The following is a 26,148-nucleotide window of genomic DNA, read 5'->3' as shown; positions in this document are numbered from 1 at the left end:
CCATCATGGCGAAAATCAGACTGTTCATAGATCACCCGCTGGCCGAGGGACAAGGCGTCGAGCTGAATCCCGACCAGGCGCATTACCTGTCCTCGGTCATGCGGCAGGGTGCCGGGGACGAGATCCTGGTCTTCAACGGCCGCGACGGCGAATGGCTGGCGCGGATCGAGCGCATCGCCAAGCGGAACGGCGCGCTGGCGGCGCTGCGCCGGACCGCGCCGCAACTCAACCCGCCCGACCTGTGGCTGGTCTTTGCCCCGATCAAGAAGGCGCGCACCGATTTCATCGTGGAAAAGGCTGCCGAAATGGGCGCCGCCCGCATCCTGCCGGTGCAGACCGACCACACCAATTCCGAACGCATCCGCCAGGACCGCCTGCAGGCCCATGCCGTCGAGGCCGCCGAGCAATGCGGCGGCACCTTCGTCCCCGAGGTCGGCGACCTGGTGCCGCTGTCGCGGCTGCTGGACGGCTGGGACGCCGGGCGGCGCATCCTCTGGGCCGACGAGGCGCTGGCCGGGCCGGCGCAGGTGCTGTCCGGCCTGCCGCGCGGCCCCTGGGCGATTCTGATCGGTCCCGAGGGCGGCTGGTCCGAATCGGAACGCAAGCGGCTTGCGGCAATGGATTGCGTCACGCCCGTCGCCCTGGGCCCGCGAATCCTGCGCGCCGACACCGCTGCCGTGGCGTCACTGGCGCTTTGGCAGGCGGCCCTGGGCGACTGGCGCTGAACGATCCGGTCTGAAACGCGCAATCTTCCCGCTGGAAACCGCCTGCGCGCGGGAGAATATTGCACCGCAGCATGCATTCCGGGCACCTAGCGCAAAAAGTCAGGAATTTCGGCGCCTTATGCACAAGCTGCATGGCAGAGATGCCGGTTTGTCCGTGGTTTTCGCGAACTGCCCGGCCTATATGCTGTTGCATCAACGAAGCGCCCGATGAGCGGGCAATGATCTCAAGGTGAAAAACTATGTCGGCGATTGACACGAACCGCATCCATGGCGGGACGGGCTCTCTCGGTATTGGCTCGAAAATCTGGGCGGCCCTGTCGGCCTGGAACGATGCGCGCATGACCCGCAATGCGCTGAGCCGTCTTACGGATCGCGAGCTGGACGATATCGGTCTGTGCCGCGGCGATATCGAGCGGATTGCGCGCGCCCGCTAAGCAGCGGTTGAAGACGCGAGATCGGCTGCGTGGGAAACCCGCAGACCCGTTTCCGGCCCGGAGGGGCAAGACGACCAGGCGGCCCCGCAAGGCCGCCTTCAGTATTTCTGACGGGGCGTTTGCCCTGATCAGCCGCGCCTGACGACCAGGGTGGACCATTCGCCCAGGTCGTCGCGCCGTTCCAGCGCCAGCCCGCCTGCCGCATAGGCCGCGATCACCTCCTGGGCCTGGGTGACGAGGATGCCCGACAGGATCGCCCTGCCCCCCGGCGCCAGATGGCGCGCCATGTCCGGCACCAGGTCGATCAGCGGCTGTTTCAGGATATTGGCAAAGACCAGGTCGAAGGGCGCCGCGTTCTCGATCAGCGGATGGTCGAAGCCCACCGCCTCGACGCATTCGACGCGCCCGTCCAGCCCGTTGGCGATGACATTGGCGCGCGCCACGTCCACCGCCTGCGGATCGATGTCCCCGGCCAGCACGATCACCGGGAAGGACCGCGCCGCCGCCATGGCCAGGACCGCGGTGCCGCAGCCGATATCGACGATGCGCTGCGGCGCCACGCCTTCGGCGATCAGCCGGTCCAGCGCCAGCAGGCAGCCCTTGGTGGTGGCGTGATGGCCGGTGCCAAAGGCCATGGCCGCCTCGATCAGCAGCGCCTCGGCGCCCTCGGGCACCTTGTCGGCGTCATGGCCGCCATGCACGAAGAAGCGCCCGGCCTCGACCGGCGAAAGCTCGCGCCGGACATGGGCCACCCAATCCACCTCGGGCAGTTCCGAGACCGCGAAGGGCTCGGCGTCCCAGGCCACGGCCAGCAGCGCCAGGCCCACCTCGTCCGGGGCCTCGGTGAAGTAAAGCCCCACCTCCCAGCGGTCCGAGCCGTCCTCGATCTCGAAGACGCCGCTGCCGACGGGCTCGGGGGTCAGATCCTCGCCCGCCTCGGCAAGCGCCTCGGCCGCCTCGCGTCCGGTTGTATGGGTCAGCGCAGTCCAGGTCGGCATTCAATATCCCTCGGCTGTATCGGTCAGGGGGGCTTTGACACCCGTGCCGCGCAAGCCGCAATAGCCATTCGGATAGCGGTCCAGATATTGCTGGTGATCGTCCTCGGCCCGCCAGAACGGCCCGGCGGGGATGATCTGCGTGGTGATGTCGGGATAGCCCTGCACCGCCAGCCGGTTGCCGTAATCGGCCTTGGAAAGTTCCGCCGCCGCCTTCTGGCTGTCGTTGAACACCATGATGAGCGAGCGGTATTGCGAGCCCACGTCATTACCCTGGCGGTTGCCCTGGGTCGGGTCGTGGTTTTCCCAGAAGATCTGCAACAGCCGCTCATAGCTGACGCGCGAGCTGTCATAGACCACGCGCACCACCTCGGCATGGCCGGTGCCGCCGGCGCAGACCTGCTTGTAGCTCGGGTTCTCGGCGGTGCCGCCGGCAAAGCCGACTTCGGTCAGCCAGACGCCCTCCTGCTGCCAGAACAGCCGCTCGACGCCCCAGTAACAGCCCATGCCGAAGATCGCCTGATCATAGCCTTTCGGCATTTCGGCATCCAGCGGGCGGCCGAAGATCCTGTGAATGGGGGCATTCATGGTTGCGTCCTTTCGCATGTCCTGCCGCATTAGGTAGGCGCGGCGGCCCGACCGTGCAACGCCGGAATGCGGGCGCGGGTTGCGGCCGGGGGCCCGCGTCGTGCAGATTGCGGCCTGACCCCGTGCAGGAGGCCCCGATGCGACCCGGACCGCGAAACCTGATCACCGATGTTTCCGGCCTGCGGGTCGGCAATGCCCGCGACGACGCGCTGCGCTCGGGCAGCACGGTGCTGCTGGGCGAGGCAGCCTTCGCCTGCGGCGTCAATGTCATGGGCGGCGCCCCCGGCACGCGCGAGACCGAGCTGCTGGCCCCAGACAAGCTGGTCGGCGGGGTGGATGCGCTGGTGCTGTCGGGCGGCTCGGCCTTTGGCCTGGCTGCCTGCGACGGCGTCTCGGACGGGTTGCGCGCCATGGGCCGGGGCTTTCAGGTCGGCCCGGTGCGCGTGCCCATCGTGCCCGGCGCCATCGTCTTCGACCTGCTGAACGGCGGCGACAAGGATTGGCCCGCGAACCCCTATCCCGCGCTTGGGCGCAGGGCGCTGGAGGCTGCGTCGGCGGATTTCGCGCTAGGCAGCGAGGGCGCCGGCACCGGCGCGATGACCCATCGCTGGAAGGGCGGGCTGGGTTCGGCCTCGGCGGTGCTGGAGGGCGGCATCACCGTCGGCGCGCTGGTGGTGGTGAACGCGCTGGGATCGGTGACGGCGGGCGAGACCCGACAGTTCTGGGCCGCGCCATGGGAGTTGGGGAACGAGTTCGGCGGGCTGGGCCTGTCCGGCCCCTACCCCGCCGCGGATGAACCCAGCCCGGCGAAACGGCTGGGCGAGGCCACGACCATCGCCATCGTCGCGACCGACGCGGCGCTCGACAAGGCCGGGCTGACGCGGCTGGCGACGGCGGCGCAGGACGGCATGGCCCGCGCCATCGTACCCAGCCACACGCCCTTCGACGGCGACCTGGTCTTTGCCGTCTCGACCGGGGCCAGGCCCCTGCCCGATCCGGCACTGACGCCGTTTCTGCTGGGCCATGCCGCCGCCTGCACGCTGGCCCGCGCCATCGCGCGCGGCGTCCACGCGGCAAGCCCGCGGCCGGGCGACCTGCAACCCTGCTGGCACGAAGGCTAGGCGATCCGGCGGCAGGCCGCGCGCCGAATCGGCGGCGTCAATCCGCCGGACGCATCGGCATCGCGCCTGTCAGAACCAGATGCGGTCGCTGAAGACGTATTGCACGATCCGGTCGCGGGTCAGGCCCATGCGGGCCAGCTCGGCGTCGGATTTCGCCCTCAGAATCTCGATCTCGGCGCGGCGCGACTGCTGGCGGATATAGGCCTCGGTCCCGCGGGCCAGCCAGTCGCGAAAGCCGGAATACAGCGCCGCAAGGCCGGTCTGAGGACGATTGCTTGCAATGATAGCCATGGGAAACCCTTTCGGTCTTGGCGAATGGTTTCCTCCCCTGCCATTCAATCTAGGGCGGTTTCGCCCAGGCCGCCATGGCATCTTTTGCAACGCTGCATTGCAGCACGGGCGTGGCCGGCGCAGGGCCTGCGCCAGGCCCACGGCGGCGTGGACGAATCCGGCAGCCGAACGGAATGCGCTTTCCCCCAAAGGCTTCGGCCATTATACGGTTCGCGGCATTCATGACCGCAAGGGGAAAGCACTATGGCCAATGTGGTGGTCGTCGGCGCGCAATGGGGCGACGAAGGCAAGGGCAAGATCGTCGACTGGCTGTCGGAACGCGCCGATGTGATCGCGCGCTTCCAGGGCGGCCACAATGCCGGCCACACGCTGGTCATCGGCAACCAGGTCTTCAAGCTGTCGCTCTTGCCCTCGGGCATCGTGCGCAAGGGCAAGATGGCGGTCATCGGCAATGGCGTGGTGCTGGACCCTTGGTCGCTGTTCGCCGAGATCGACAAACTGGCCGCGCAGGGGGTCGAGATCAGCCCGGAAAACCTGATGATCGCGGAAAATACCCCGCTGATCCTGCCGCTGCACCAGGATCTCGACAAGCTGCGCGAGGAAGCCGCGGGCGCCAGCAAGATCGGCACCACCGGCCGCGGCATCGGCCCGGCCTATGAGGACAAGGTCGGCCGCCGCAGCATCCGCGTCGCCGACCTGGGCGACGAGGAGACGCTGGATTCGCGCCTCGACCGCCTGCTCGCCCATCACGACGCCCTGCGCCAGGGCCTCGGCGCCGCGCCCATCGACCGGGCGGAACTGCGCGCCAGGCTGCTGGAGATCGCCCCGAAGCTGCTGCAATACGCCCAGCCGGTCTGGAAGGTGATGAACGACGCCCGCAAATCCGGCAAGCGCATCCTGTTCGAGGGCGCGCAGGGCAGCCTGCTCGACATCGACTTCGGCACCTATCCCTACGTGACCAGCTCGACCACCATGTCGGGCATGGCGGCCAGCGGCACCGGGCTCGGCCCCTCGGCCATCGGCTTCGTGCTGGGCATCGTCAAGGCCTATACCACCCGCGTCGGCGAAGGCCCGTTCCCGACCGAGCTCGACGATGCCGACGGCCAGCGCCTGGGCGAGCGCGGCCATGAATTCGGCACCGTCACCGGCCGCAAGCGCCGCTGCGGCTGGTTCGACGCGGTGCTGGTGCGCCAGACCTGCGCCATCTCGGGCGTAGACGGCATCGCGCTGACCAAGCTCGACGTGCTGGACGGCTTCCAGACGCTCAAGATCTGCGTGGGCTACGAGGTGGACGGCCAGCATTACGACCACCTGCCCACCGCCGCGGCGCTGCAGGCCCGCGCGAAACCCGTCTACGAGGAGATGGAGGGCTGGCAGGATTCGACGCAAGGCGCGCGCAGCTGGGCCGACCTGCCGGCCAATGCGATCAAATACGTCCGCCGCATCGAGGAATTGATCCAGTGCCCCGTCGCGCTGCTCTCGACCTCGCCCGAGCGTGACGATACCATCCTCGTGACCGATCCCTTCGCGGACTGATACGGGCTGGCATGGACCTCAAGACGCGCAAACGCTGGTCGCTGGTGATCCTGCTGATCGGGCTGCCGCTCTATATCGTGGTGGCGGTGAGCCTGGTGAACTGGATGGACCGCATCTGGGGCCGCCCGCCGATCCTGGTCGAGCTTGCGGTCTATGTCGCCCTGGGCATCCTCTGGGCGCTGCCCTTCCGCAAGATCTTCACCGGCATCGGCAAGGGCGAATGAGGCTGACAAGCGCCCGCCCGGTCACGCTGATCGGCGGCGCGCCGGTCAGCCGCGCCGACCTGCAGCAGGCGCTGGCGCTCGCGCCGGTGGTGGCCGCCGCCGACAGCGGCGCCGATACCGCGCTGAGCCACGGGCTGATGCCGGCGGCGGTCTGGGGCGATTTCGACAGCATCTCGGCCCGCGCCCGCGCCGAGATCCCGGCCGAGCGCCAGCACCCCATCGCCGAGCAGGACAGCACCGATTTCGAGAAATGCCTGTCCAATCTCGATGCGCCCTTCGTCGTCGCGCTCGGCTTTTCCGGCGCGCGCCACGACCATTTCCTGTCGGTACTCAATGTGCTTGCCCGCCGCATCGGCCCGCCCTGCATCCTGATCGCGGGCGAGGACGTGATCGCCCTCGCGCCCCCGCGCCTCGCGCTGGACCTCGCGCCGGGCACACGGGTCTCGCTGTTCCCGATGAGCCCGGCCACCGGCCGGTCGCGGGGCCTGAAATGGCCCATCGACGGCCTGGCCTTCGCGCCGACCGGCCGCAGCGGCACCTCGAACGAGGCGACCGGCCCGGTCACGCTGGAATGCGACGGCCCGATGCTCGTGATCCTGCCGCGCTCGGAACTCCCGACGCTCGCCCGCGCGCTCTGACCGCTTTCACCGTTTCCCAAATACCCATGCGGCCGCGCCGCTCAGCGTCCCCGGATCCGCGGGTCCATGGCATCGCGCAACCCGTCGCCGATATAGTTCACCGACAGCACCGTCAGCGAGATCAGCAATCCCGGCAACACCACCCGCCAAGGATATATCTGCATCTGGTCCACCGCATCGTAAAGCAGCCGCCCCCAGGTCGGGAAATCCGGCGGAAAGCCCAGGCCCAGGAAGGACAGCGCGCTTTCGGTGATGATCGCCGTGGCGATGCCCAGCGTCGCCGCCACCACGATGGGCGAGATCACGTTGGGCAGCACATGGCGCAGGATCATCCGCGGCGCCGGTGTGCCGATGGATTGCGCCGCCAGGATGAACTCGCGCTCCTTGAGCCCCAGCACCTCGCCGCGCAGGATGCGCGCGGTCTGCATCCACGAGGTGATGCCGATGGCGCCGACGATCAGCAGGAAGGTGCCGCCCGCCGGCCCCATGGCCCGGCCCAGCGGCTCGCGGAACAGCGTCACCATCAGCAGCAGCAGCGGCAGCAGCGGCAGGGCCAGGAACAGCTCGGTCAGCCGCATCAGCGGCGCGTCGAGCCGGCGGAAATAGCCCGATCCGATGCCGATCAGGCTGCCCAGCGTCAGCGCGACGGCCATGGCGGTCAGCCCGACCGCCAGCGAGACCCGGCCGCCGGCCATCAGCCGCGCCAGCATGTCGCGACCCAGCTGGTCGGTGCCCAGCGGATGCGCCGCGCTGAAGCCCTGGTTGCGGGCGCGGATATCGACGAAACCCGGATCGATGGTCCAGACCAGCGGCCCGACGGCGACGAACAGCAGGATCGCCACGAACAGCACCAGCGCCAGCATGGCGCCGCGATGGCTGCGAAACTGCCGCCAGATGTCGCGCCACTGGCTGCGGGCGGGGGCCTGGGGCGGAGGATCGGCGGGCGGCAGCGCCTCGGCCCCCGGCGCGGCCGCGTTCACCGCGCTTTCCTCGATCAGCAGCCGATCAGTCATAGCGGATCCTCGGATCCAGCACGCCGTAAAGCAGGTCGGCGATCAGGGTGAAGCTGACGATCAGCACCGCGAAGATGAAGGTCAGCGTCATCACCATCGGCATGTCATTGGCATGGATCGCCAGGATCAAGAGCTGCCCCAGCCCGTTCACCTTGAACACCTGCTCGGTGATGATGGCGCCGCCGAAGACTGCCGGCAGCCCCAGCGCGATCACCGTCACCACCGGGATCAGGCTGTTCCTCAGCACATGCTTCAGCACCACGACGCGTTCGGACAGGCCCTTGGCGCGGGCGGTGCGCACGTAATCCTGGCGCAGGTTGTCCAGCATGGAGGCGCGCATGAAGCGGCTGATCTGCGCCGCGTTGTACAGCGCCAGCACCGCGACCGGCATCGCCATCTGCCGCAGCTGCACCAGGAAGCTGTCCCAATCCGTCACCCGATGCGTGGTGTCGTAGATCGACGGGAACCATTGCAGCTTGATGCCGAAGACGATGATGAACACCACCCCGGTAAAGAAGGTCGGCAGCGAGAAGCCGACCATCGAGACGAAGGTGCCGATCTGGTCGAACCAGGAATATTGCCGATAGGCCGAGACGATGCCGATCGGCAGCGCGATCATCACGCCGACCAGGTAGGACAGGCCGACGACGGTCAGCGTCTGCGGCAGCCGCTCGGCGATCACGTCGAAGACCGGGCTGCGGCTCTGGAAGCTGATGATGCGCTGCATACCCTGGCTGAAGCCGGTGCCGAAGACGCGGTCGAACCAGTAAAGCGGCTCGACCCAGAAGAACTGCTTCAGCCACAGCGCGTAGCGGACATACCAGGCCTGCCCGAGACCGAGCGCCTCGCGCATCCGCTCCTTGACCTCGGGCGGCACGGTCAGCGGCACGTCGCCCAAGGGATCGCCGGGCGAGGCCTCGAGCAGCAGGAAGATCACCAGCGAGATGAACAGCAGCGTCGGCACCGCCAGCAGCAGCCGGCGCAGGGCAAAGCTCAGCATCGCCGCGTCACTTCACGCGATGCCAGTCGGCGACGTTCCACAATTCGCTGTCCCAGGCGTTCAGCTTGACGCCGCCCAGCGCGTTCGACACGGCCGAGGTGGTGCCGCGATAGACCAGCGGGATGATGGCGTTGCTGTCGCGGGTCAGCATCTCGTTCAGGCGCCGGCCCATGGCGCCGCGCTCGGCCGGGTCGACGATCTGCGTCATCTCGCCGATCAGCCGGTCGTATTCCGGGTCGCAATAGCGGCTGGTGTTCTCGCCCTGCCACTGGTTTTCCGGCCCCGGCGCCTTGTCGCAGGTCTGACGCGCCAGATAGGGCTCGGGGTTCGAGCCTTCGAAGTTGTTGGCATACATCTCGACATCGGCATAGAATTTCTGGAACGTGTCGGGCGAGCCCGCGTCGCCGCCGAAAAAGACCGAGGGGTCCACCACCTTCAGCTCGGTCTCGACGCCGATCTCGGACCACCATTGCTTGATCAGCGCCTGGAAGTCCTGCCGCACCGCGTTGACCGAGGTCTGGAACAGCAGCGTAAGCCGCTTGCCGTCCTTTTCGCGGATGCCGCCGGCACCGACGGTCCAGCCCGCCTCGTCCAGCAGCGCCTTGGCCGCCTCGATGTCCTGGGTCAGGCATTCGGTATTCTCGGACGCCCAGGCGGCGGGCGCCGGCACCAGGTTGCAGGTCGGCTGCCCCGCCGGGCCATAGCCGATCTCGGTCAGCAATTGCCGGTCGATGGCCATGGACAGCGCCTTGCGCACCGCCGGGTCGGTCAGGATCGGATGCGGATGCTTGATTGTCGAACGCTCGCCCTCGGGCAGGCTGGACGAAGGATCGGTCAGGTTCACATGGATGCGCTCGACCAGACTGCCGAAGGCGGCGGCGTTCTTGCCCTTGCCGGCGGCCTCCATGCCGGCGATCACATCCGGCGAGAGCTGGGTGTTCCAGGCATAGTCGAACTCGCCCGTTTCCAGCACCGCGCGCGCCGCCGCCGCCGCATCGCCGCCGCCCTTCATCAGCAGCGTGGCGAAGGCGGGTTTCGCCGGGTCGCGATATTCGGGATTGGCGGCAAAGGAGATCACGTCATTGGTGCGGAACTCCCGGACCACGAAGGCGCCGGTGCCGATGGGGTTGAAGTTCTGCTCGGTGCAGGTCGGCGCCGCCTCGCCCAGACAGTTCTGAAACTGTGCCTTCTGCAGGATCGGCGATTGCGCCCCCACGAAGGCCGAGAAGGGATCGGGCCGGGGCGAGACGAAGGTCACGCGCACGGTCAGCTCGTCGACCGCCTCGACCTTCTCGACGCCTTCGAACTTGGCAAGCTGGGCGCAGCCGCCTTGCGGGTTCATGCAATATTCCGCCGTGAAGGCCACGTCATCGGCGGTGAAGGGCGTGCCGTCCGACCATTTTATACCCGGCTGCAATTTCCAGATGACGGTCTTCAGATCCTCGGAAATGCCGCCATTCTCGACCGAGGGGATCTCGGCGGCCAGGCGCGGCACCACCTCGCCCTCGGGGGTGAAGCTGGCCAGCGGCTCCAGCACCACGCTGCCGGCGATGATGTCCTTGGTGCCGGCCGACAGATAGGGATTCATCGTCGAGGGCGCCTGCCACATGATGACATTGACCTGCCCGTCGCTGCCCCGCTCGGCGAATGCGGCCGGGGCCATGGCGGCGGCAAGGGCGGCTGTGGCCGCCGCGCCCGGCATCAGGGATCTCAGTTTCATCGCTTTCTCCTGTTGGTGGATCTGCGCGGGACTGCCGGTTCTGGTGGTGTCGTTGCGTCTCTGCCGTTTGCCTGGCCTTGTCGTCCCCCGAATGCGGCGAGTTTCGGACAGGTCTCGGAAGAAAAGCAAGAATCAAGTTCCGATCCGGGTTTGCGGTTGCAATATGGCCCGGCCGCACTAGCCTGAATGCCGCAGCAATGGTCAGGGGGCGCGGATGCTGGACGAAAAGCCGCTGGTCCGGGTCGAGGGTTTGCGGGTCGCGTTCCAGACCCATGACGGCCCGGTCACCGGCGTGCAGGATCTGTCCTTCGACATCCGGCCCGGCGAATGCCTTTGCGTGGTGGGCGAATCCGGTTCGGGCAAGTCGGTCAGCGCGCTGTCGCTGCTGCGGCTGGTCGAATTCGGCGGCGGCGAGATCGCCCAGGGCCGGCTGCTTTTCCAGCGCGCGCAGGGCGAGGTGGACCTGGCAAAGGCCCCGCCCGCCGCCATGCGCGACATCCGCGGCAACGAGATCGCGATGATCTTCCAGGAGCCGATGACGGCGCTGAACCCGGTCTTCACCGTCGGCGAGCAGCTAGCCGAGGGGCTGATCGTGCATCGCGGCCTGTCGCGCGCCCAGGCCCGCGCCCGCGCGCTGGACCTGCTGGGCGAGGTGCGCATCCCCGAGCCCGAGCGGCGGCTGCGCCAATACCCGCACGAGCTTTCGGGCGGCATGCGCCAGCGCGTCGTCATCGCCATGGCCATGGCCTGCCGCCCGCGCCTGCTGATCTGCGACGAGCCGACGACGGCGCTGGACGTGACCATCCAGGCCGAGATCCTGGCGCTGATCGACCGGCTGAAGCGCGAGACCGGCATGGCGGTTCTGTTCATCACCCATGACATGGCGGTGGTGGCGCAGATGGCCGACCGCGTCGTGGTCATGTTCCGCGGCAACAAGGTCGAGGAAGGCCCGGTCGGGCAGATCTTCCAATCCCCGCGCGAGAATTACACCAAGGCGCTGCTTGCCGCCGTGCCGCGCCTGGGCGAGATGGCCGGCCGCGACGCGCCCGAGCCGATGCGGCTGATGCGCGAGGGACAGGTGGCCCGGCCCGAGCCGGTCGTCCCGCGCGCGCCCGAGCCGCTGCTGGAGGTCCGAAACCTCTGCACCCGCTTTCCGGTCAAGGGCGGCATCCTGCGCCGCACCGTGGCCCAGGTCCATGCGGTCGAGGACGTCTCCCTTACCGTCAATGCCGGCGAGACCCTGTCGCTGGTCGGCGAATCGGGCTGCGGCAAGTCCACCACCGGCCGTTCGATCCTGCGCCTGGTCGAGCCGACATCGGGGCAGGTCAGCCTGGGCGGGCGCGACATCCTGGCCCTGGATGCCCGCGGCCTGCGCAAGGCGCGGCGCGACATGCAGATGATCTTCCAGGATCCCTTTGCCAGCCTCGACCCGCAGATGCGCCTGCTCGACCAGATCGAGGAGCCGATGCTGAACTACGGCATCGGCAACCGGGCCGAGCGCCGCGACCGCATCGCCCAGCTTTTCGACCGGGTCGAGCTGCCGCGCGGCTTCATGCGCCGCTATCCGCACGAACTTTCGGGCGGCCAGCGCCAGCGCATCGCCATCGCACGGGCCCTGGCGCTGAACCCCAGGCTCATCATCGCCGACGAGGCGGTCTCGGCCCTCGATGTCTCGGTGCAGGCGCAGGTGCTGAACCTGCTGATGGAACTGCAGCGCGAACTGGGCATTTCCATGCTGTTCATCAGCCATGACATCGCGGTAGTCGAACGCGTCAGCCATCATGTCGGCGTCATGTACCTGGGCCGCATCGTCGAGATCGGCACCCGCAGGCAGGTCTTCGAATACCCGCAGCATCCCTATACCCGCCAGCTGATGGCCGCGGTGCCGGTCGCCGATCCGCGCCGCCGCAAGACGGGCGAGGATCTGCGCTTTCGTCCCATCGCCTCGCCGATCCATCCCGTCGGCCATGCGCCCGCGCCCTCGACCTATCACGAGGTGGCGCCGGGCCACCTGGTGCTGACCGAGCCGGCGACGCATGGCTGAACGCCGCGTTGCGGGATAGTCACAAGGCAACGCAAGCCTTTGCCGCTGACGACCCTGCCGGATCGCCGGCCCTCGCGACGGGAATGGCAGGCACGGCAGCCAGCCATGCGCCAGTCAAAAACCGAAACTGATCGGATGGCGTGCCATGACACACCGCCCTCCCCCGATTTCCTGCGCCGCGCGGGCGCGGCCGACCGCGGCACTTTTCGCCGGCATCCTGGCGCTGCTGGCCGGCTTGGCCATGGCACAGGAGGCCGAGGACCGTAACGACGGCGCCGTCCCCCTTGCTGGCCTATCCCAAGGGCGCGCGGGTGGAATCGGACGTGTCCGGGCATTGAACGAATTGGGCACGGTGCGCGGCCGGCTGGTCAGCGTGATCAACAGCCGCGACGGTTCGCTCGACCGCTACCACAAGGACAAATATGCCCTGTTCGGCACGCTGGAGGTCGATCTTGGCGACGACGCCACCCTGGGCACCAGTATCAGCGACCAGAAAACCGAGGCCGACAACGTGACCCGGGGCGGATTGCAGCCCTTCTATGCCGATGGCGTGCCTGATCGACTGGCCATGAAATCCAGCACCGGGCAGGAGCTATGTCGATACCGAGCGGACCGCGATCTTCGGCGCGCTGGAGCATGTTTTCCAGAGCGGCTGGACCGGCCGCATGGTCACGACCCATGTCAAGACCGTCATGGATCCGAGGCGGGCCTGGATCCATCTGGACCGGGATGCGGATGGCAACCATGTCTTCCCGCCCGACCGCGAAACCGGCGACGGGCCGGAAGGTTATGGCACCCGCTATGCCGGCAGCGACAGGCAGAGCAACCTGAATGCGGTACTGAACGGCGATTTCCGCGCCTTGGGGCGCGACCATCGGCTCGTGCCGGGCGCAATGGCATCAAGGGGTGAGGGCCATTACTGCGGCTATGGCCGGGGCGAGAATGTCCCGGTCAGCCCCTACAGGCTGGACGGCCGCTATCCTGCATCCGCGCCGCGCGCCGGACTGCTTCCCGGACAGCGCGCCCCGGCAATATGCCATCTGCGGTACCGGCCAGTTCAGCCTGACCGACCGGATCAAGGTGATCGCGAAGGCGCGGGTGAACTGGCGGGACGGGCAAGAACGCGGCGCAGTTTCTCGGGCATGGTGACGCCTTATTTGGGCTTCACCTATGGCATCGACCCGACCCATGCCGCCTATGGCAGCGTCACCTGCATCCACCAGCCGTAACTGGTGCAGGATGCCGACCGCCAGTATCCGCCGCCGGCCTATGGCTGGAACTGCGAACCGGGCGTCAAGGGCAACCCGATGGATGGTGCGCTTTACGCATCGGCAGCGAGTTTCCAGACCGACCAGAAGGCGACGGCCCGATACATCACCCGGATTCCCGAAGAGAACCGCAGCGTCTACGACAGCATCGAAGGCACCGCCACGCGCGGCTTCGAACGTGAGGCGTCAGGAGCGATCGACGACCCGCTGGAAGGTCTCGGCCGGCCATACCTTGCGCATCTCGAAGGACAAGGACGGCAACCGCTTCGCCGCCGACCAGCCCAGGCATATGCGGAAGCTGGCGGGCCTGTTCGACCGCGAGCTGACGGTGGACGAGGCGATGCGCTGGCAAAGCGGCACGGACAGCATGGGTTTCGACCCGGATGTCAACGCGAAGGTCCACCATGGCTCCCATGCCGTCTTCGAGACGCTCGGCGTGACCAACATCCACAACAGGAAATGCCACGCCACGATGGGCTGCTGCGACACCGCGGTCTATGGCGACGCCCGCAACGCCGGGCTGACGCTGCGGGCGCCGCTCTGGACGGGGTGGCCCTGTCCGGCCTGCGCCCCGGATCCGGATAGGGCGGTCGCGGCGAAAACCCCGGCAACGGCCGGGGTTTTTCGCTTCCTTCCCGGTCCGGTGCGGGGCAAGCGCCCGCATGGCCTTGCGGCGCTTGGCGAAAGGCGTAACCTGCAGGCCGAAGGAGATCGTTCATGCCCGTCAAGAACCGCTTTGCCGAATTGCTGCCCGAGATCACCGCCTGGCGCCGTGACTTTCACCAGAACCCCGAACTGGACTACCAGGTCCACCGCACCGCCGGCCGCGTGGCCGAACTGCTGCGCAGCTTCGGCGTGGACGAGGTCACCGAGGGCGTCGGCCGCACCGGCGTCGTCGGCGTCATCCGGGGCCGCAGCAATGCCAGCGGCCGGGTGATCGGGCTGCGCGCCGACATGGACGCGCTGCCGATCAACGAGCAGACCGGGGCGGCATACGCCTCGAAGACGCCCGGCATCATGCATGCCTGCGGCCATGACGGCCATACCGCCATGCTGCTGGGCGCGGCGAAATACCTGGCCGAGACGCGCAATTTCGACGGCACCGCCGTAGTGATCTTCCAGCCCGCCGAAGAGGGGGGCGCGGGCGGCCTCGCCATGGTCCGCGACGGGCTGGTCGAGCGCTGGGGCATCCAGGAATTCTACGGCATGCACAACATGCCCGGCTATCCGGTGGGCAGCTTCGCCATCCGCGAGGGCGCGATGATGGCCGCCGCCGACCAGTTCGACATCGTCATCACCGGCAAGGGCGGCCATGCCGCCAAGCCGCATGAGGCGATCGACACCATGCTGGTCGCGGCGCAGGTCATCGTGGCGCTGCAATCCATCGTGGCGCGCAATGTCGATCCGCTGAAAAGCGGCGTCGTCTCGGTCTGCGTGGTGCAAAGCGATTCCACCGCGCATAACGTCATCCCCCAGGTGGTCAGGCTGAAGGGCACCGCCCGCAGCCTTGCCCCGGAGGTGCGCGACCAGCTGGAAGAGGGCATCAGGCGCGTCGTGGAGAATGTCGCCGCCGCCTTCGGCGCCGCGGCCGAGGTAGTCTATGACCGCGGCTATCCGGTGACGATGAACCACCCCGAGGCCACGGCCTTCGCGGCCGAGGTCGCCCGGCAGGTCGCGGGCGAGGTGGACATGGAGATGCAGCCGCTGATGGCCGGCGAGGATTTCAGCTACATGTTGAACGAACGCCCCGGCGCCTATATCTTCGTCGGCAATGGCGACACGGCGATGGTACACCATCCGGCCTATGATTTCGACGACAACGCGATTCCGGCCGGGTCGAGCTGGTATGCCGGCATGGTCGAGGCGCGGATGCCGATCCCGGCGTGACGGCCGGACCGGGGGCTGTCTGCCCCCGGACCCCCGAGAGTATTTGTGAAACGGAGAAATCGGGGGCCGCGAGGCCCCTTTGTCGTTCAGAAATGGATCGCGCGGCCATAGGCCGAGAGCGTGGCCTCGTGCAGCATTTCGGAAAGCGTCGGGTGCGGAAAGACCGTTTCCATCAGCTCGGCCTCGGTGGTTTCCAGCGTGCGGCCGACGACATAGCCCTGGATCAGTTCGGTGACTTCCGCGCCGACCATGTGGGCGCCCAGAAGCTCGCCGGTCCTGGCGTCGAAAATGGTCTTGATCAGGCCCTCGGGCTCGCCCAGGGCGATGGCCTTGCCGTTGCCGATGAAGGGGAAGCGGCCGACCTTGATCTCGTAGCCGGCGGCCTTGGCCTTTTCCTCGGTCAGGCCGACCGAGGCCACCTGCGGGTTGCAATAGGTGCAGCCGGGGATCGAGTTCGGCTTGATCGGATGCGGGTGCCCGCCGGCGATCAGCTCGGCCACCATGACGCCTTCGTGGCTGGCCTTGTGCGCGAGCCAGGGCGCGCCGGCCACGTCGCCGATGGCATAGAGCCCCTCGACGCCGGTGCGGCAGTATTCGTCGGTGACGACATGGGTGCGGTCGATCTTCACCCCCAGCTTTTCCAGCCCGAGGTTTTCCACGTTGCCGACAATGCCGACGGCCGAGATCACCGTGTCGAACTCATGCGTCTCGGTCTTGCCGCCGGTCTCGATATGGGCGGTGACCTTGCCCTTGGCGCGGTCGAGCTTCTTGACCGCGGCCTTTTCCAGGATCTTCATGCCCTGCTTGACGAATTGCTTCTTGGCCAGCGCCGAAATCTCGGCATCCTCGACCGGCAGCACGCGGTCCATGACCTCGACGACGGTGGTATCGGCGCCCAGCGTGTTGAAGAAGCTGGCGAATTCGATGCCGATGGCGCCCGAGCCGATGACCAGCAGCTTTTTCGGCATGCGCGGCGGCTGCAGGGCGTGCTTGTAGTTCCAGACCAGATCGCCGTCCGGCTCCAGCCCAGGCAATTCGCGGGCGCGGGCGCCGGTGGCCAGCACGATGGATTTCGCGGCGACTTCCTCGGTGCCCTTGTCGGTCTTGACGCTGATCTTGCCGGGGGCGGCCAGGCTGGCCTCGCCCATGATGACGGTGACCTTGTTCTTTTTCAGCAGGTGGCCGACGCCGCCGGCGAGCTGCTTGGCCACGCCGCGCGAGCGTTGCACCACGGCGCCGAGGTCGTAGCCGATCTTGTCGGCGGAAAGCCCGAATTCCTTGGCGCGGTGCATGAGGTGAAAGACCTCGGCCGAGCGCAAGAGCGCCTTGGTCGGGATGCAGCCCCAGTTCAGGCAGATGCCGCCCAGATGCTCGCGCTCGATACAGGCCACCTTCAGCCCCAGCTGCGCGCCGCGGATGGCACAGACATAGCCGCCAGGGCCGGAACCGATCACCACCATGTCGAAGCTCTGCGCCATGGGAATCCCCCTATCAGAAAAGATAGTTCAGCGTTAAACCATTTTTCAGAGCTCAGCAAGCGACAGCTTGCCCGAGACCAGCGCGCCATAGCCGCCGGCCTCCATGACGCGGATTTCCGCCGGCGTGGGCACGCGGTTCAGTGCCGCGTTGCGCCAGGGGAAGCGGCCGAACCTGGCGATGGTGTCGCGATGCAACTCGGCATGGCGCAGGTTCTCGCCCGGCATGAACTCGGCGAAAAGCGCAACGGCGCGTTCCTGGTCGGCCAGATCCTCGGAATGTTCGAAGGGCAGGTAGACGAATTGCCGGGACGGCGGCGCGATGCGCAGGTGCAGGCCGCTCTCGACCGCCTCGCGCGCGAGGCTGCGGGCCAGGGGATCGGTGGCGAAGGCGCGCGCATCCTCGCGGAACATGTTGCGCGGGAACTGGTCGGTCAGGATCAGCCCGGCCAGCATCCCCTCGGGCGTGGCGGCCCAGCCGGGCACCAGGTCGGCGGCGCGTTCCCAGGCGGGCTGGAAGCGCCGGCGGATGGTTTCGTCCACGGCGTCCGAGCGGATATACCAGCCCTTCTCGCCGACCTCGTCGAGCCAGAAGCGGTTGATCTCCTCGGGTGTCGTGGTGTCGGTCATGGCCTTGCCCTCCGTTTTGGCCGATGGTCGCAGAGCCGAAGGCCGGTCGCAAGCCGTTCAGGCGGGTTTGTCGGCATCGTCGGAACTGGCGGTTTCCAGCGCCGCCTCGACCGCGACGGGGGTGGCCGAGGGGGCGATGACGGCAAAGCTCTGGTCCAGGACCGGCGTGGGGCGGCGGGTGCGGCGCCAGCCGGCATAGAAGGCCAGCATCGCCAGCAGCAGGCCGATATAGGCCCAGAACCCGTCCGGGCCCAGCAGCGACATCAGCCAGCCGGTGATCAGCGGCCCGGCCATGGCGCCAACGCCGTTGATGAACAAGAGCCCTGCCGAGGCGGCGGCCATGTCGCTTTGATCCAGGAAGTCGTTGGTATAGGCCAGAAGCAGCGAATAGACCGGATTGGCCACGCCGCCGATCAGCGCCGCGGCCAGCAGCAGGCCCCAAATCCCCGGCTGCAGCGTTACCGTGGCCAGGCTGACCACCGCGCCCAGCACCGACAGCCCCAGCACGATGACGCGGCGGTCGCCATGGTCCGACAGCCAGCCGATCGGATATTGCAGCAAGAGCCCGCCGGCATAGATCGCCGCCACGAAGGCCGAGATCTCGCGCACCGAAAGCCCCTTGGTCGAGCCCCAGACCGAGGCCATGCCGAACAGCGCCGAGAACACCCCGCCCATCAGGAAGATGCCGATGCAGCCCAGCGGCGAGGCGCGGAACAGGCTGCCGAAGCTCATGCGTTTCAGGGTCGAGAACTGCGGCGCGGGCTGGGTCGAAAGCAGGATCGGCAGGAAGGACAAGCTGACCAGCACCGAGGGGATCACGAACAGCAGATAGCCCGCCGGGTCGGCCGTGTTCATCAGGAACTGGGCCGTGATGATGCCCAGCATCTGCATGATCATATAGGCCGACATGGCCTGGCCGCGGTTCTCGTTGGCGGTGCCGGCATTCAGCCAGCTTTCCGCGGTGATGTAGACCCCCGAGAAGCAGAAGCCGATCAGCAGCCGCATCAGCGCCCAGGCGATCCAATGCGGCGCCGCCGCATAGAGGATCAGCACCGAGGAGATCAACGAGCCAAGGGCCGCGAAGACCCGGACATGGCCGACCTGGCGGATCAGTTCCGGCACCACGCGCGAACCCAGGAGGAAGCCGCCGAAATAGGCGGCCATGACCACCGACATCTGCGTGGTCGAGATGTCCTCGATCTTGCCGCGGATGCCCAGAAGCGTGCCCTGCATCCCGTTCCCGACCATCAAGAGCAGGATGCCCAGAAGCAGCGGCCAGGTGGTGCGCAGGACGGTCAGCATCACGGATCCTTCGGAATCAGCAGGGAGGCGTCGCCATAGCTGAAGAAGCGATAGCCCGATTCGACCGCATGATGATAGATGCCGCGGATGCGGTCCGGGCCCATCAGGGCACTGACCAGCATCAGCAGCGTCGATTTCGGCAGGTGGAAATTGGTCATCAGCGCATCCGTCACGCGGAAGCGATAGCCGGGATAGATGAAGATTTCCGTAACGCCCTGGAAGGGATGCACGGTGCCGTCCTCGGCGGCCGCCGATTCGATCAGCCGCAGCGCCGTGGTGCCGACCGGGATCACCCGCCCGCCCTGGGCGCGGGTGGCGTTGATGGCCGCCGCCGCCTCGGGCGTGACCTCGCCCCATTCGCCGTGCATCTTGTGGGTCGTCACGTCCTCGACCTTGACCGGCAGGAAGGTGCCGGCGCCGACATGCAGGGTGACATGGGCGAAGCCGACGCCTTTTGCCGCCAGCCGCTCCAGCAATGCATCGTCGAAATGCAGGCTGGCGGTCGGCGCGGCGACGGCGCCCGAGCGCCGCGCCCAGACGGTCTGGTAATCCTCGCGATCGGCCTCATCGGGCGCACGCAGCGCGGCGATATAGGGCGGCAGCGGCATGGCGCCGACCTGCGCCAGCGCGGCGTCGAACGCCTCGCCCGTGGCGTCGAAGCGCAGGGTCAGCTCGCCCCCGGAGATCCCGGCCACCTCGGCGGACAGCGCCGCGCCGAAGCGGATCACCTCGCCCGGCTTCAGCTTGCGCAGCGGCTTGGCCAGCGCCTTCCAGCCATCGGCCGCGGGTTCCAGCAGCGTCACCTCGACCTTCGCCACCGCCTCGCCCTGCGGGGTCTGGCGCGCGCGCGTGCCGTTCAGCCGCGCCGGGATGACCTTGGTGTCGTTCAGCACCAGCAGGTCGCCCGGCCCCAGCAGGTCGACAAGGTCGCGCACATGCAGGTCGCGAATCGAATCGCCCTGGGCCAGCAGCAGCCGCGCGGCGGTGCGCGGCCGCGCCGGGCGGGTGGCGATCAGCCCCTCGGGCAGGTGAAAGTCGAAATCGTCCAGCTTCATGGGCTTAGCTTCTGTCCGGGCCACCGGGGGCCGTCAAGGCGACGGTCATCACAAAGTGAAAAACTCAGGCTTTACTTATCCGACGAAATGGGTAAGTTTTGGCCAACCGAGGTGAGTAAATGATCGTCTGCCACTGCACCCAGATTTCCGACCACGACATCAAGGCCGCGATTGACTGGATGCGTGCCGCCGACCCCGAGACGATCATCACCCCCGGCAAGATCTACCACGCACTCGGCAAGCGCGCCGATTGCGGGGGCTGTATGCCTTTGTTTCTGGACACCATGCGCGGATGCGATAATCTGGCTGTGCCCCCCATCCTGCGGGGGCTGAAAGCCAACCGCACAGGGGTAAGCCATGAAGGGCGACGCAAAGGTCATCGAGTATCTCAACGCAGCGCTACGGTCTGAACTCACCGCGGTCAGCCAGTACTGGTTGCATTACCGGCTGCAAGAGGACTGGGGTTACGGCAAGATCGCCGACAAGTCCCGCGGCGAATCCATCGAGGAAATGCATCATGCGGACCGCCTGATCCAGCGAATCATCTTCCTGGAGGGCCATCCCAACCTGCAAAAGCTGGATCCGTTGCGGATCGGCCAGAACCTCAAGGAAACGCTGGAATCCGACCTGGCGGCCGAATACGACGCCCGCACGCTTTACATCGAGGCGCGGGAATATTGCGACAAGGTCGGCGACTACATCAGCAAGGGCCTGTTCGACGAACTTCTGGCCGATGAGGAAGGCCATATCGACTTCCTGGAGACCCAGCTGGGCCTTTACGAGGAAATCGGCGCGCAGAACTATGGCCTGCTCAACGCCAAATCCGCCGACGAGGCCGAATAGCGCCTGCGGCACATGCGTCATCGGGGGGGGCCTTCGCGGCCCCCTTTTCCTTTGCCCGGTCAGCCCAGCCAGGCGGCGGCCAGCTCCGGCAGGTCGTCGAAATGCGCCAGCATCGCCTCGGGCGCCAGGCGGCGCAGCGCCTCGCCCTCGGGGCCGAAGCCGACCAGCGCCACCCTGACCCCGGCGGCGGCGGCGGTCTTGCGGTCGGTCTCGGTATCGCCGACCAGGAAAGATCGCGCCACCGTGCCGCCCGCCGCCTCGACCGCGGCGGCATAAGGACGCGGATCGGGCTTGCGCACCGGCAGCGTGTCGGCGCCGATCATCGCCGCGAAACGGTCACGGATGCCCAGCTCGCGCAGCAGCGTCTCGGCCAGCGCGGAGGGCTTGTTGGTGCAGACCGCAAGCCGATGGCCCGCCGCCGCCAGCCGTTCCAGCGCCGCCTCGGCACCGGGGTAAAGCCGGGTATGGACGGCGATCGCCTGGCCATAATGGTCCAGCAGGCGCGGGTAATCCTCGTCCTCGGCGCCGGGCGGCAGCAGATGGTTGCCGGGCATCCGGCCATAGCCGGCGCGCAGCATGGCCCGGCCGCCGTGAAAGGCGATCAGCGCGTCCGCGACCGGGTCCAGCAGCGCGCCGAGGCCGCGCGCGGCAAAGCAGGCATTGGCCGCCGCGATCAGATCGCCCGAGGTGTCGGCCAGCGTCCCGTCCAGATCGAAGACCACCGTTCCCGCCATGCTGTAACCTTCCGTCAAGATGTTTGATCTGCCGGGGCCTTTCCCGACCGTCGCCCTCTAGGTAGAACGCCCGGCAAGGATAAGGAACAGGCAAGAGGGCAGAGATGACCGAGAAACCCGTCGCGCTGATCGTGCTGGCCGCCGGACAGGGCAGCCGCATGCAGTCGGACCTGCCCAAGGTGCTGCACCGGCTGGGCGGCATGCCGCTGGTCGCCCATGCGCTTGCCGCCGGCCGGACGCTGGCGCCCGAGGCGGTGGTGGTGGTCGCCGGCCATGGCGCCGAGGCGGTGAAGAAGGCCGTGGCCAAGCTCGACCCCGAGGCGCAGATCGCCCTGCAGGACCAACAGCTTGGCACCGCCCATGCCGTCGGCCAGGCCCTGCCGCTGCTGGAGGGCTTCGAGGGCCGGGTGATCGTGCTTTACGGCGACACCCCCTTCATCGGGCAGGAAACGCTGGCAAGCCTTGCCGCCCACCCCGCCGATGTGGTGGTGCTGGGCTTCGAGGCTGCCGATCCCGGCCGCTACGGCCGCCTTGTCACCGGACCCAAGGGGCTGGAGCGGATCGTCGAATACAAGGATGCGGACGAGGCGACACGGGCGATCCGCCTGGTCAATTCCGGCGTGCTGGCGGCGGATGCGGCGCTTTTGCGCGAATGCCTGCCCCGGATCGGCAATCGCAACGCGGCGGGGGAATATTACCTGACCGACCTGCCCGCCCTGGCCCGCGAGGCCGGCTGCCGGGTCGAGGTCGTGACCTGCGACGAATCCGAGACGCTGGGCATCAACACCCGTGCGGAACTGGCCGCGGCCGAGGCCGCCTTTCAGGCCCGCGCCCGCGCACAGGCGCTGGAGGACGGCGTGACGCTGAGCGATCCGGCGACGGTCTGGTTCGCGCTCGACACCTGCATCGGCCGCGACGCGGTAATCGGGCAGAACGTGGTCTTCGGCCCCGGCGTGACCGTGGAAAGCGGCGCCGAGATCCTGCCCTTTTGCCACCTGGAAGGCTGCCATGTCAGCGCCGGCGCCACCGTCGGCCCCTTTGCCCGGCTGCGCCCCGGCGCAGAACTGGGCGGCGACGTGCATGTCGGCAATTTCGTCGAGATCAAGAACGCGGTGCTGGACGAGGGCGTCAAGGTCGGCCACCTGACCTATCTGGGCGACGCCCATATCGGCGAGGCCACGAATATCGGCGCCGGCACCGTGACCTGCAATTACGACGGTGTCAGCAAGCACCGGACCGAGATCGGCGCCCATGCCTTCATCGGCTCGGACACCATGCTGGTGGCGCCGGTCCGGGTGGGGGCGCGGGCGATGACGGGCTCGGGCTCGGTCATCACCCAGGACGTGCCGGACGACGCGCTGGCGCTGGGACGCGCCAAGCAGGTGGTCAAGCCGGGCCTTGCCGCGCGGCTGATGCAGGCCTTGCGCCAGAAAAAGGGGAACTGACATGTGCGGCATCATCGGAATCCTGGGCGATCACGAGGTCTCGCCGCAACTGGTCGAGGCGCTGAAGCGGCTGGAATACCGCGGCTATGACAGCGCCGGGGTGGCGACGGTGGACGGCAGCGGCCGGCTGGACCGCCGCCGCGCCGTGGGCAAGCTGGTGAACCTGTCGGACCGGCTGGTGCATGAGCCGCTGACCGGCCATGCCGGCATCGGCCATACCCGCTGGGCCACCCATGGCGCCGCGACCGAGGCCAATGCACACCCCCATCGCCGCGGCCCGGTGGCGGTGGTCCATAACGGCATCATCGAGAATTTCCGCGAATTGCGCGACGAGGTCACGCGGCTGGGGATGCAGCCGGAATCGCAGACCGATACCGAGACCGTGGCGCTGCTGACCGCCTGGCACATGGGCCAGGGCCTCGGCCCCGTCGCGGCGGCGCGGGCCACGCTGGCCCGCCTGCACGGCGCCTTTGCGCTGGCCTTCCTGTTCGAGGGCGAGCCCGACCTGATGATCGCCGCCCGCAAGGGCAGCCCGCTGGCCGTGGGCCATGGCACGGGCGAGATGTTCCTGGGCTCGGACGCGGTGGCGCTGGCGCCCTTCACCGACCGCATCACCTATCTGGAAGACGGCGACCACGCCATCATCCGCCGCGCGGGCGCCGAGATCTTCGACGCCGAGGGCCGCCCCGCCAACCGCGAGATCCAGCAGATCGACGTGGGCGCGACCCAGATCGACAAGGCCGGCTACCGGCATTTCATGGCCAAGGAGATCGCCGAACAGCCGGTGGTGCTGGGCGATGCGCTGAACCATTACATCAAGGGCGAGCGGATCGTGCTGCCCGAGGCGCTGGATTTCCGCGACGTGGACCGGCTGACCCTGGTCGGCTGCGGCACCGCCTTCTATGCCGCCCATGTCGCGCGCTACTGGTTCGAGGCGCTGGCCGGCCTGCCCTGCGACCTGGATGTAGCCTCCGAGTTCCGCTATCGCGAACCGCCGCTTTCGCCGCAGAGCTGGGCGATCTTCGTCAGCCAGTCGGGCGAGACGGCGGACACGCTGGCGGCGCTGCATTACGCCCGCGACAAGGTGGCGCGCACCGTGGGGGTGGTGAACGTGGGCACCTCGGCCATCGCGCGCGATGCCGACATCGCCCTGCCGACGCTGGCCGGGATCGAGGTGGGCGTCGCATCCTCCAAGGCCTTCACCTGCCAGCTTGCGGTGCTGGCGGTGCTGGCGCTGAAGGCGGCGCGGGACCGCGGGCGGCTAACGGATGCCGAACTGGCTGCGCACCTGGCCGACCTGCGCGCGCTGCCGGGGCTGCTGAACCAGGCGCTTGCGGTCAGCGACGAATGCCGCCGCCTGGCCGGCTGGCTTTCCGAGGCGCAGGACGTGCTGTATCTGGGCCGCGGCGCGCTTTACCCGGTGGCGCTGGAGGGGGCGCTGAAGCTCAAGGAGCTCAGCTATATCCATGCCGAGGGCTATGCCTCGGGCGAGCTGAAGCACGGGCCCATCGCGCTTATCGACCGGAACGTGCCGGTGGTGGTGCTGGCGCCGCGCGACGGGCTGTTCGAAAAGACCGTCTCGAACATGCAGGAGGTCATGGCGCGCCACGGCCAGGTGCTGCTGATCTCGGATGCCGAGGGGCTGGAGGCCGGCGGTCATGGCGTGCGGGCGGGGCTCGCGATGCCGGCGGGCGGCGGGTTGTTCCAGCCCATCCTTTACGCGGTGCCGATGCAATATCTGGCCTATCATACTGCGGTGGCCAAGGGCACCGACGTGGACCAGCCGCGCAACCTGGCGAAATCGGTGACGGTGGAATAGGGCCGGCCGGCAGCCGCGGGGCACTGGGGGCAATCAAGCTTGCCACGCATCATCGGGAAACCGGGGGGATGCTCGCCCGCCGGATTGCGGCAATATCCATGCTGCGCCCGGATCAATTCGCCATTCGTGATACGGCAAGGTCAAGCAGCCCCCACCAAGCCCTTCCGGTCCTTCCGAGAATGCGGCCATCCCTCGCGGAGAGCCTAAAGCCTGATCGTTTCAGGCTGGATCGGGCGCTCCCAGATCGGGGATGGTCTGCTTCGACATGGCTGCTGGGAAAGGAGGCCGGCATGCATGGCGAGACCTTTGTCCAGCGATCTTCGGACACGCGTTGTTGCGCGCGTTGCTGAGGGAGAGACGGTGCGCGCGGTTGCGTCTATGTTCGGCCTCAGCGTGCCGAGCGTTGTGAAATGGTCCCGGAGATGGCGCGCGACAGGCAGTTGCGAGGCCAGTCCGATGGGCGGTAAGCGGCGCGATGTGATGGCGCCGGGACGGGACGACGCGCTGGCCCGGCTTGCGGAACACCCCTCGCTGCCCCTGCGCCGGCTCCGGGCCGGGCTGGCCGCGCGCAGGGTCAGGGTCAGCTATGGCGCGTTGTGGCGTTTCGTCCATGCCGAGGGGGTGTCGTTCAAAAAAAGGCCGTCCTTGCCGCCGAGACCGGACGGCCCGACATCGCCCGCCGCCGCGCCCGCTGGCGGCGGCACCAGCACAGGATCGACCCGCGCCGGCTCGTGTTCATCGAGGAAACCTGGGCGCAGACAAACATGGCCCCGCGGCGCGGCCGGGGGCCGAGGGGCACCCGCCTGCCGGGCCGTGCGCCACAGGGGCACTGGCGCAGGATGACCTTCGTGGGGGCGCCGCGGATGGAGCGGATCGACGCGCCCTGCGTCCTCGATGGCCCGATCAATGGGGATCTGTTCCGCGCCTGTGTCGAGCCGGTGCTTCTTTCCGACCCTGCGTCCGGGCGACGTGGTGGTCATGGACGATCTCGGCAGCCACAAGGGCGGCGCGGTGCGAAAGGCCATGCGGGCGGCAGGCGCGCATCTGCTGTTCCTCCCGCCATACAGCCCGGATCTGAGCCCCATCGAACACGATCGGGGGCTCACTCGAACGCATGGCATTCGCCCCCTCATGTTCGCCGCGCCCAAGCCCCTCATGCGCTCCGCCGCCGAACGCACCGTCGAAGCCGCCTGGAAACGCCTCGGCACATGACCTGACAGCTTCTCCGCAAAGGAGTGCGCCAACCACCTCAAAAACGCAGGCTATGCTTCGATTTGATATGGGCAGGATCTAGCGGGACCAGAACAGAGCAGGATGTTTCCACGAACGCCCGCCCCCAGGCGGCCGCTGCCGCGGGCTTG

The 26,148-nt window shown here is 67.9% G+C and carries 25 protein-coding genes and 1 pseudogene; 14 read left to right on the top strand and 12 right to left on the bottom strand.

Annotated features, from left to right (window positions below; translation table 11 throughout):
• The first annotated feature begins 5 nt into the window (after positions 1–5).
• Both ESD82_RS12635 and ESD82_RS12630 read left to right on the top strand, forming a co-directional pair.
• Positions 6–725: a 16S rRNA (uracil(1498)-N(3))-methyltransferase gene (locus ESD82_RS12635; protein ID WP_024843208.1), complete on the top strand. Its 720-nt coding sequence runs from the start codon at positions 6–8 to the stop codon at positions 723–725.
• Positions 726–964: 239 nt separating this feature from the next.
• The gene (locus ESD82_RS12630) at positions 965–1,159 is read left to right on the top strand and encodes a DUF1127 domain-containing protein (RefSeq protein WP_024843209.1); all 195 of its coding nucleotides are present in this window, start codon (positions 965–967) and stop codon (positions 1,157–1,159) included.
• 128 nt (positions 1,160–1,287) lie between these two features.
• Here ESD82_RS12630 and ESD82_RS12625 read toward each other — a convergent pair whose 3' ends face one another.
• Positions 1,288–2,157: a 50S ribosomal protein L11 methyltransferase gene (locus tag ESD82_RS12625; RefSeq protein WP_147428197.1), complete on the bottom strand. Its 870-nt coding sequence runs from the start codon at positions 2,155–2,157 to the stop codon at positions 1,288–1,290.
• Complete coding sequence (msrA, locus tag ESD82_RS12620) at positions 2,158–2,742, bottom strand: peptide-methionine (S)-S-oxide reductase MsrA (RefSeq protein WP_074990404.1); 585 nt, start codon at positions 2,740–2,742, stop codon at positions 2,158–2,160.
• A gap of 137 nt (positions 2,743–2,879) precedes the next feature.
• Here msrA and ESD82_RS12615 point away from each other — a divergent pair, with 137 nt between their 5' ends.
• Positions 2,880–3,863, top strand: a complete 984-nt coding sequence (locus tag ESD82_RS12615) for a P1 family peptidase (protein ID WP_147428198.1) — start codon at positions 2,880–2,882, stop codon at positions 3,861–3,863.
• Positions 3,864–3,932: 69 nt separating this feature from the next.
• On the opposite strand, the gene ESD82_RS12610 is transcribed toward ESD82_RS12615, so the two are convergent.
• A complete protein-coding gene (locus ESD82_RS12610) occupies positions 3,933–4,154 on the bottom strand; it encodes a hypothetical protein (RefSeq protein WP_024843213.1) in 222 nt (73 codons plus the stop codon).
• Positions 4,155–4,397: 243 nt separating this feature from the next.
• Between ESD82_RS12610 and ESD82_RS12605 the strand changes: the two genes are divergently transcribed.
• From ESD82_RS12605 to ESD82_RS12595, 3 genes are read left to right on the top strand one after another with little or no spacing between them, the layout of a single operon-like run.
• Positions 4,398–5,690 (top strand): adenylosuccinate synthase, encoded by a 1,293-nt coding sequence (locus ESD82_RS12605; RefSeq protein WP_024843214.1) that lies wholly within the window; start codon positions 4,398–4,400, stop codon positions 5,688–5,690.
• A gap of 11 nt (positions 5,691–5,701) precedes the next feature.
• Complete coding sequence (locus tag ESD82_RS12600) at positions 5,702–5,914, top strand: DUF2842 domain-containing protein (protein ID WP_024843215.1); 213 nt, start codon at positions 5,702–5,704, stop codon at positions 5,912–5,914.
• Positions 5,911–6,552, top strand: a complete 642-nt coding sequence (locus tag ESD82_RS12595; RefSeq protein WP_024843216.1) for a thiamine diphosphokinase — start codon at positions 5,911–5,913, stop codon at positions 6,550–6,552. Before ESD82_RS12600 ends, ESD82_RS12595 begins: the two co-directional genes overlap by 4 nt.
• A 41-nt stretch (positions 6,553–6,593) precedes the next feature.
• Here ESD82_RS12595 and ESD82_RS12590 read toward each other — a convergent pair whose 3' ends face one another.
• The 3 genes from ESD82_RS12590 to ESD82_RS12580 are packed head-to-tail and all read right to left on the bottom strand — an operon-like array spanning position 6,594 to position 10,285.
• Positions 6,594–7,565, bottom strand: a complete 972-nt coding sequence (locus ESD82_RS12590) for an ABC transporter permease (protein ID WP_024843217.1) — start codon at positions 7,563–7,565, stop codon at positions 6,594–6,596.
• On the bottom strand, positions 7,558–8,565 hold the full coding sequence (locus ESD82_RS12585; RefSeq protein WP_024843218.1) for an ABC transporter permease: 1,008 nt from the start codon (positions 8,563–8,565) through the stop codon (positions 7,558–7,560). The genes ESD82_RS12590 and ESD82_RS12585 overlap by 8 nt, the downstream gene beginning before the upstream one ends.
• Before the next feature lie 7 nt (positions 8,566–8,572).
• A complete protein-coding gene (locus tag ESD82_RS12580) occupies positions 8,573–10,285 on the bottom strand; it encodes a peptide ABC transporter substrate-binding protein (protein WP_024843219.1) in 1,713 nt (570 codons plus the stop codon).
• 214 nt (positions 10,286–10,499) lie between these two features.
• On the opposite strand from ESD82_RS12580, the gene ESD82_RS12575 reads away from it, so the two are divergent.
• Together ESD82_RS12575 and ESD82_RS12570 are read left to right on the top strand one after the other, a co-directional pair.
• A complete protein-coding gene (locus ESD82_RS12575; RefSeq protein ID WP_147428199.1) occupies positions 10,500–12,329 on the top strand; it encodes an ABC transporter ATP-binding protein in 1,830 nt (609 codons plus the stop codon).
• A 665-nt stretch (positions 12,330–12,994) separates the two neighbouring features.
• Positions 12,995–13,558 (top strand): hypothetical protein, encoded by a 564-nt coding sequence (locus ESD82_RS12570; protein WP_147428200.1) that lies wholly within the window; start codon positions 12,995–12,997, stop codon positions 13,556–13,558.
• A gap of 225 nt (positions 13,559–13,783) precedes the next feature.
• On the opposite strand, the gene ESD82_RS12565 is transcribed toward ESD82_RS12570, so the two are convergent.
• The gene (locus ESD82_RS12565; protein ID WP_147428201.1) at positions 13,784–14,068 is read right to left on the bottom strand and encodes a hypothetical protein; all 285 of its coding nucleotides are present in this window, start codon (positions 14,066–14,068) and stop codon (positions 13,784–13,786) included.
• A gap of 246 nt (positions 14,069–14,314) precedes the next feature.
• On the opposite strand from ESD82_RS12565, the gene ESD82_RS12560 reads away from it, so the two are divergent.
• The gene (locus ESD82_RS12560) at positions 14,315–15,484 is read left to right on the top strand and encodes a M20 aminoacylase family protein (protein WP_024843223.1); all 1,170 of its coding nucleotides are present in this window, start codon (positions 14,315–14,317) and stop codon (positions 15,482–15,484) included.
• Positions 15,485–15,570: 86 nt separating this feature from the next.
• On the opposite strand, the gene lpdA is transcribed toward ESD82_RS12560, so the two are convergent.
• The 4 genes from lpdA to queA are packed head-to-tail and all read right to left on the bottom strand — an operon-like array spanning position 15,571 to position 19,946.
• Positions 15,571–16,962, bottom strand: coding sequence for a dihydrolipoyl dehydrogenase (gene lpdA / locus ESD82_RS12555; RefSeq protein ID WP_024843224.1), 1,392 nt, complete (start codon positions 16,960–16,962; stop codon positions 15,571–15,573).
• Positions 16,963–17,007: 45 nt separating this feature from the next.
• A complete protein-coding gene (locus ESD82_RS12550) occupies positions 17,008–17,589 on the bottom strand; it encodes a DUF924 family protein (protein ID WP_024843225.1) in 582 nt (193 codons plus the stop codon).
• 57 nt (positions 17,590–17,646) lie between these two features.
• Positions 17,647–18,891 carry an MFS transporter gene (locus tag ESD82_RS12545; protein ID WP_024843226.1) on the bottom strand — a complete coding sequence of 415 codons (1,245 nt, stop codon included), beginning with the start codon at positions 18,889–18,891 and terminating at the stop codon, positions 17,647–17,649.
• On the bottom strand, positions 18,891–19,946 hold the full coding sequence (gene queA / locus ESD82_RS12540) for a tRNA preQ1(34) S-adenosylmethionine ribosyltransferase-isomerase QueA (protein WP_024843227.1): 1,056 nt from the start codon (positions 19,944–19,946) through the stop codon (positions 18,891–18,893). The genes ESD82_RS12545 and queA overlap by 1 nt, the downstream gene beginning before the upstream one ends.
• Positions 19,947–20,065: 119 nt before the next feature.
• Here queA and ESD82_RS12535 point away from each other — a divergent pair, with 119 nt between their 5' ends.
• Both ESD82_RS12535 and bfr read left to right on the top strand, forming a co-directional pair.
• A complete protein-coding gene (locus ESD82_RS12535; RefSeq protein WP_072461009.1) occupies positions 20,066–20,356 on the top strand; it encodes a (2Fe-2S)-binding protein in 291 nt (96 codons plus the stop codon).
• Positions 20,304–20,789, top strand: coding sequence for a bacterioferritin (bfr, locus tag ESD82_RS12530; RefSeq protein WP_024843228.1), 486 nt, complete (start codon positions 20,304–20,306; stop codon positions 20,787–20,789). Before ESD82_RS12535 ends, bfr begins: the two co-directional genes overlap by 53 nt.
• A 59-nt stretch (positions 20,790–20,848) precedes the next feature.
• On the opposite strand, the gene ESD82_RS12525 is transcribed toward bfr, so the two are convergent.
• A complete protein-coding gene (locus ESD82_RS12525; RefSeq protein WP_147428202.1) occupies positions 20,849–21,523 on the bottom strand; it encodes an HAD-IA family hydrolase in 675 nt (224 codons plus the stop codon).
• 104 nt (positions 21,524–21,627) lie between these two features.
• Between ESD82_RS12525 and glmU the strand changes: the two genes are divergently transcribed.
• From glmU to ESD82_RS12510, 3 genes and pseudogenes are all read left to right on the top strand, one after another.
• Positions 21,628–22,968, top strand: coding sequence for a bifunctional UDP-N-acetylglucosamine diphosphorylase/glucosamine-1-phosphate N-acetyltransferase GlmU (gene glmU / locus ESD82_RS12520; protein ID WP_024843230.1), 1,341 nt, complete (start codon positions 21,628–21,630; stop codon positions 22,966–22,968).
• 1 nt (position 22,969) lies between these two features.
• Complete coding sequence (gene glmS / locus ESD82_RS12515) at positions 22,970–24,787, top strand: glutamine--fructose-6-phosphate transaminase (isomerizing) (protein WP_024843231.1); 1,818 nt, start codon at positions 22,970–22,972, stop codon at positions 24,785–24,787.
• A gap of 294 nt (positions 24,788–25,081) precedes the next feature.
• Positions 25,082–26,065, top strand: a pseudogene (locus tag ESD82_RS12510) (IS630 family transposase).
• Positions 26,066–26,148: the final 83 nt, after the last annotated feature.

The organism is Paracoccus pantotrophus, from assembly GCF_008824185.1.
Lineage (GTDB): Bacteria > Pseudomonadota > Alphaproteobacteria > Rhodobacterales > Rhodobacteraceae > Paracoccus > Paracoccus pantotrophus.
This window is presented reverse-complemented; position numbering and strand designations above follow the sequence as displayed.

Bases quoted from the DNA above. Each gene is read 5' to 3' on its own strand.
- ESD82_RS12600 (WP_024843215.1), top strand. From the start codon at position 5,702: ATGGACCTCAAGACGCGCAAACGCTGGTCGCTGGTGATCCTGCTGATC.
- ESD82_RS12625 (WP_147428197.1), bottom strand. From the start codon at position 2,157: ATGCCGACCTGGACTGCGCTGACCCATACAACCGGACGCGAGGCGGCC.
- ESD82_RS12545 (WP_024843226.1), bottom strand. From the start codon at position 18,891: ATGCTGACCGTCCTGCGCACCACCTGGCCGCTGCTTCTGGGCATCCTG.
- ESD82_RS12610 (WP_024843213.1), bottom strand. From the start codon at position 4,154: ATGGCTATCATTGCAAGCAATCGTCCTCAGACCGGCCTTGCGGCGCTG.
- ESD82_RS12570 (WP_147428200.1), top strand. From the start codon at position 12,995: ATGGTCACGACCCATGTCAAGACCGTCATGGATCCGAGGCGGGCCTGG.
- ESD82_RS12635 (WP_024843208.1), top strand. From the start codon at position 6: ATGGCGAAAATCAGACTGTTCATAGATCACCCGCTGGCCGAGGGACAA.
- ESD82_RS12615 (WP_147428198.1), top strand. From the start codon at position 2,880: ATGCGACCCGGACCGCGAAACCTGATCACCGATGTTTCCGGCCTGCGG.
- bfr (WP_024843228.1), top strand. From the start codon at position 20,304: ATGAAGGGCGACGCAAAGGTCATCGAGTATCTCAACGCAGCGCTACGG.
- ESD82_RS12575 (WP_147428199.1), top strand. From the start codon at position 10,500: ATGCTGGACGAAAAGCCGCTGGTCCGGGTCGAGGGTTTGCGGGTCGCG.
- msrA (WP_074990404.1), bottom strand. From the start codon at position 2,742: ATGAATGCCCCCATTCACAGGATCTTCGGCCGCCCGCTGGATGCCGAA.
- ESD82_RS12630 (WP_024843209.1), top strand. From the start codon at position 965: ATGTCGGCGATTGACACGAACCGCATCCATGGCGGGACGGGCTCTCTC.
- ESD82_RS12580 (WP_024843219.1), bottom strand. From the start codon at position 10,285: ATGAAACTGAGATCCCTGATGCCGGGCGCGGCGGCCACAGCCGCCCTT.
- ESD82_RS12605 (WP_024843214.1), top strand. From the start codon at position 4,398: ATGGCCAATGTGGTGGTCGTCGGCGCGCAATGGGGCGACGAAGGCAAG.
- lpdA (WP_024843224.1), bottom strand. From the start codon at position 16,962: ATGGCGCAGAGCTTCGACATGGTGGTGATCGGTTCCGGCCCTGGCGGC.
- ESD82_RS12585 (WP_024843218.1), bottom strand. From the start codon at position 8,565: ATGCTGAGCTTTGCCCTGCGCCGGCTGCTGCTGGCGGTGCCGACGCTG.
- ESD82_RS12560 (WP_024843223.1), top strand. From the start codon at position 14,315: ATGCCCGTCAAGAACCGCTTTGCCGAATTGCTGCCCGAGATCACCGCC.
- glmS (WP_024843231.1), top strand. From the start codon at position 22,970: ATGTGCGGCATCATCGGAATCCTGGGCGATCACGAGGTCTCGCCGCAA.
- ESD82_RS12595 (WP_024843216.1), top strand. From the start codon at position 5,911: ATGAGGCTGACAAGCGCCCGCCCGGTCACGCTGATCGGCGGCGCGCCG.
- ESD82_RS12525 (WP_147428202.1), bottom strand. From the start codon at position 21,523: ATGGCGGGAACGGTGGTCTTCGATCTGGACGGGACGCTGGCCGACACC.
- ESD82_RS12550 (WP_024843225.1), bottom strand. From the start codon at position 17,589: ATGACCGACACCACGACACCCGAGGAGATCAACCGCTTCTGGCTCGAC.
- ESD82_RS12590 (WP_024843217.1), bottom strand. From the start codon at position 7,565: ATGACTGATCGGCTGCTGATCGAGGAAAGCGCGGTGAACGCGGCCGCG.
- queA (WP_024843227.1), bottom strand. From the start codon at position 19,946: ATGAAGCTGGACGATTTCGACTTTCACCTGCCCGAGGGGCTGATCGCC.
- ESD82_RS12535 (WP_072461009.1), top strand. From the start codon at position 20,066: ATGATCGTCTGCCACTGCACCCAGATTTCCGACCACGACATCAAGGCC.
- glmU (WP_024843230.1), top strand. From the start codon at position 21,628: ATGACCGAGAAACCCGTCGCGCTGATCGTGCTGGCCGCCGGACAGGGC.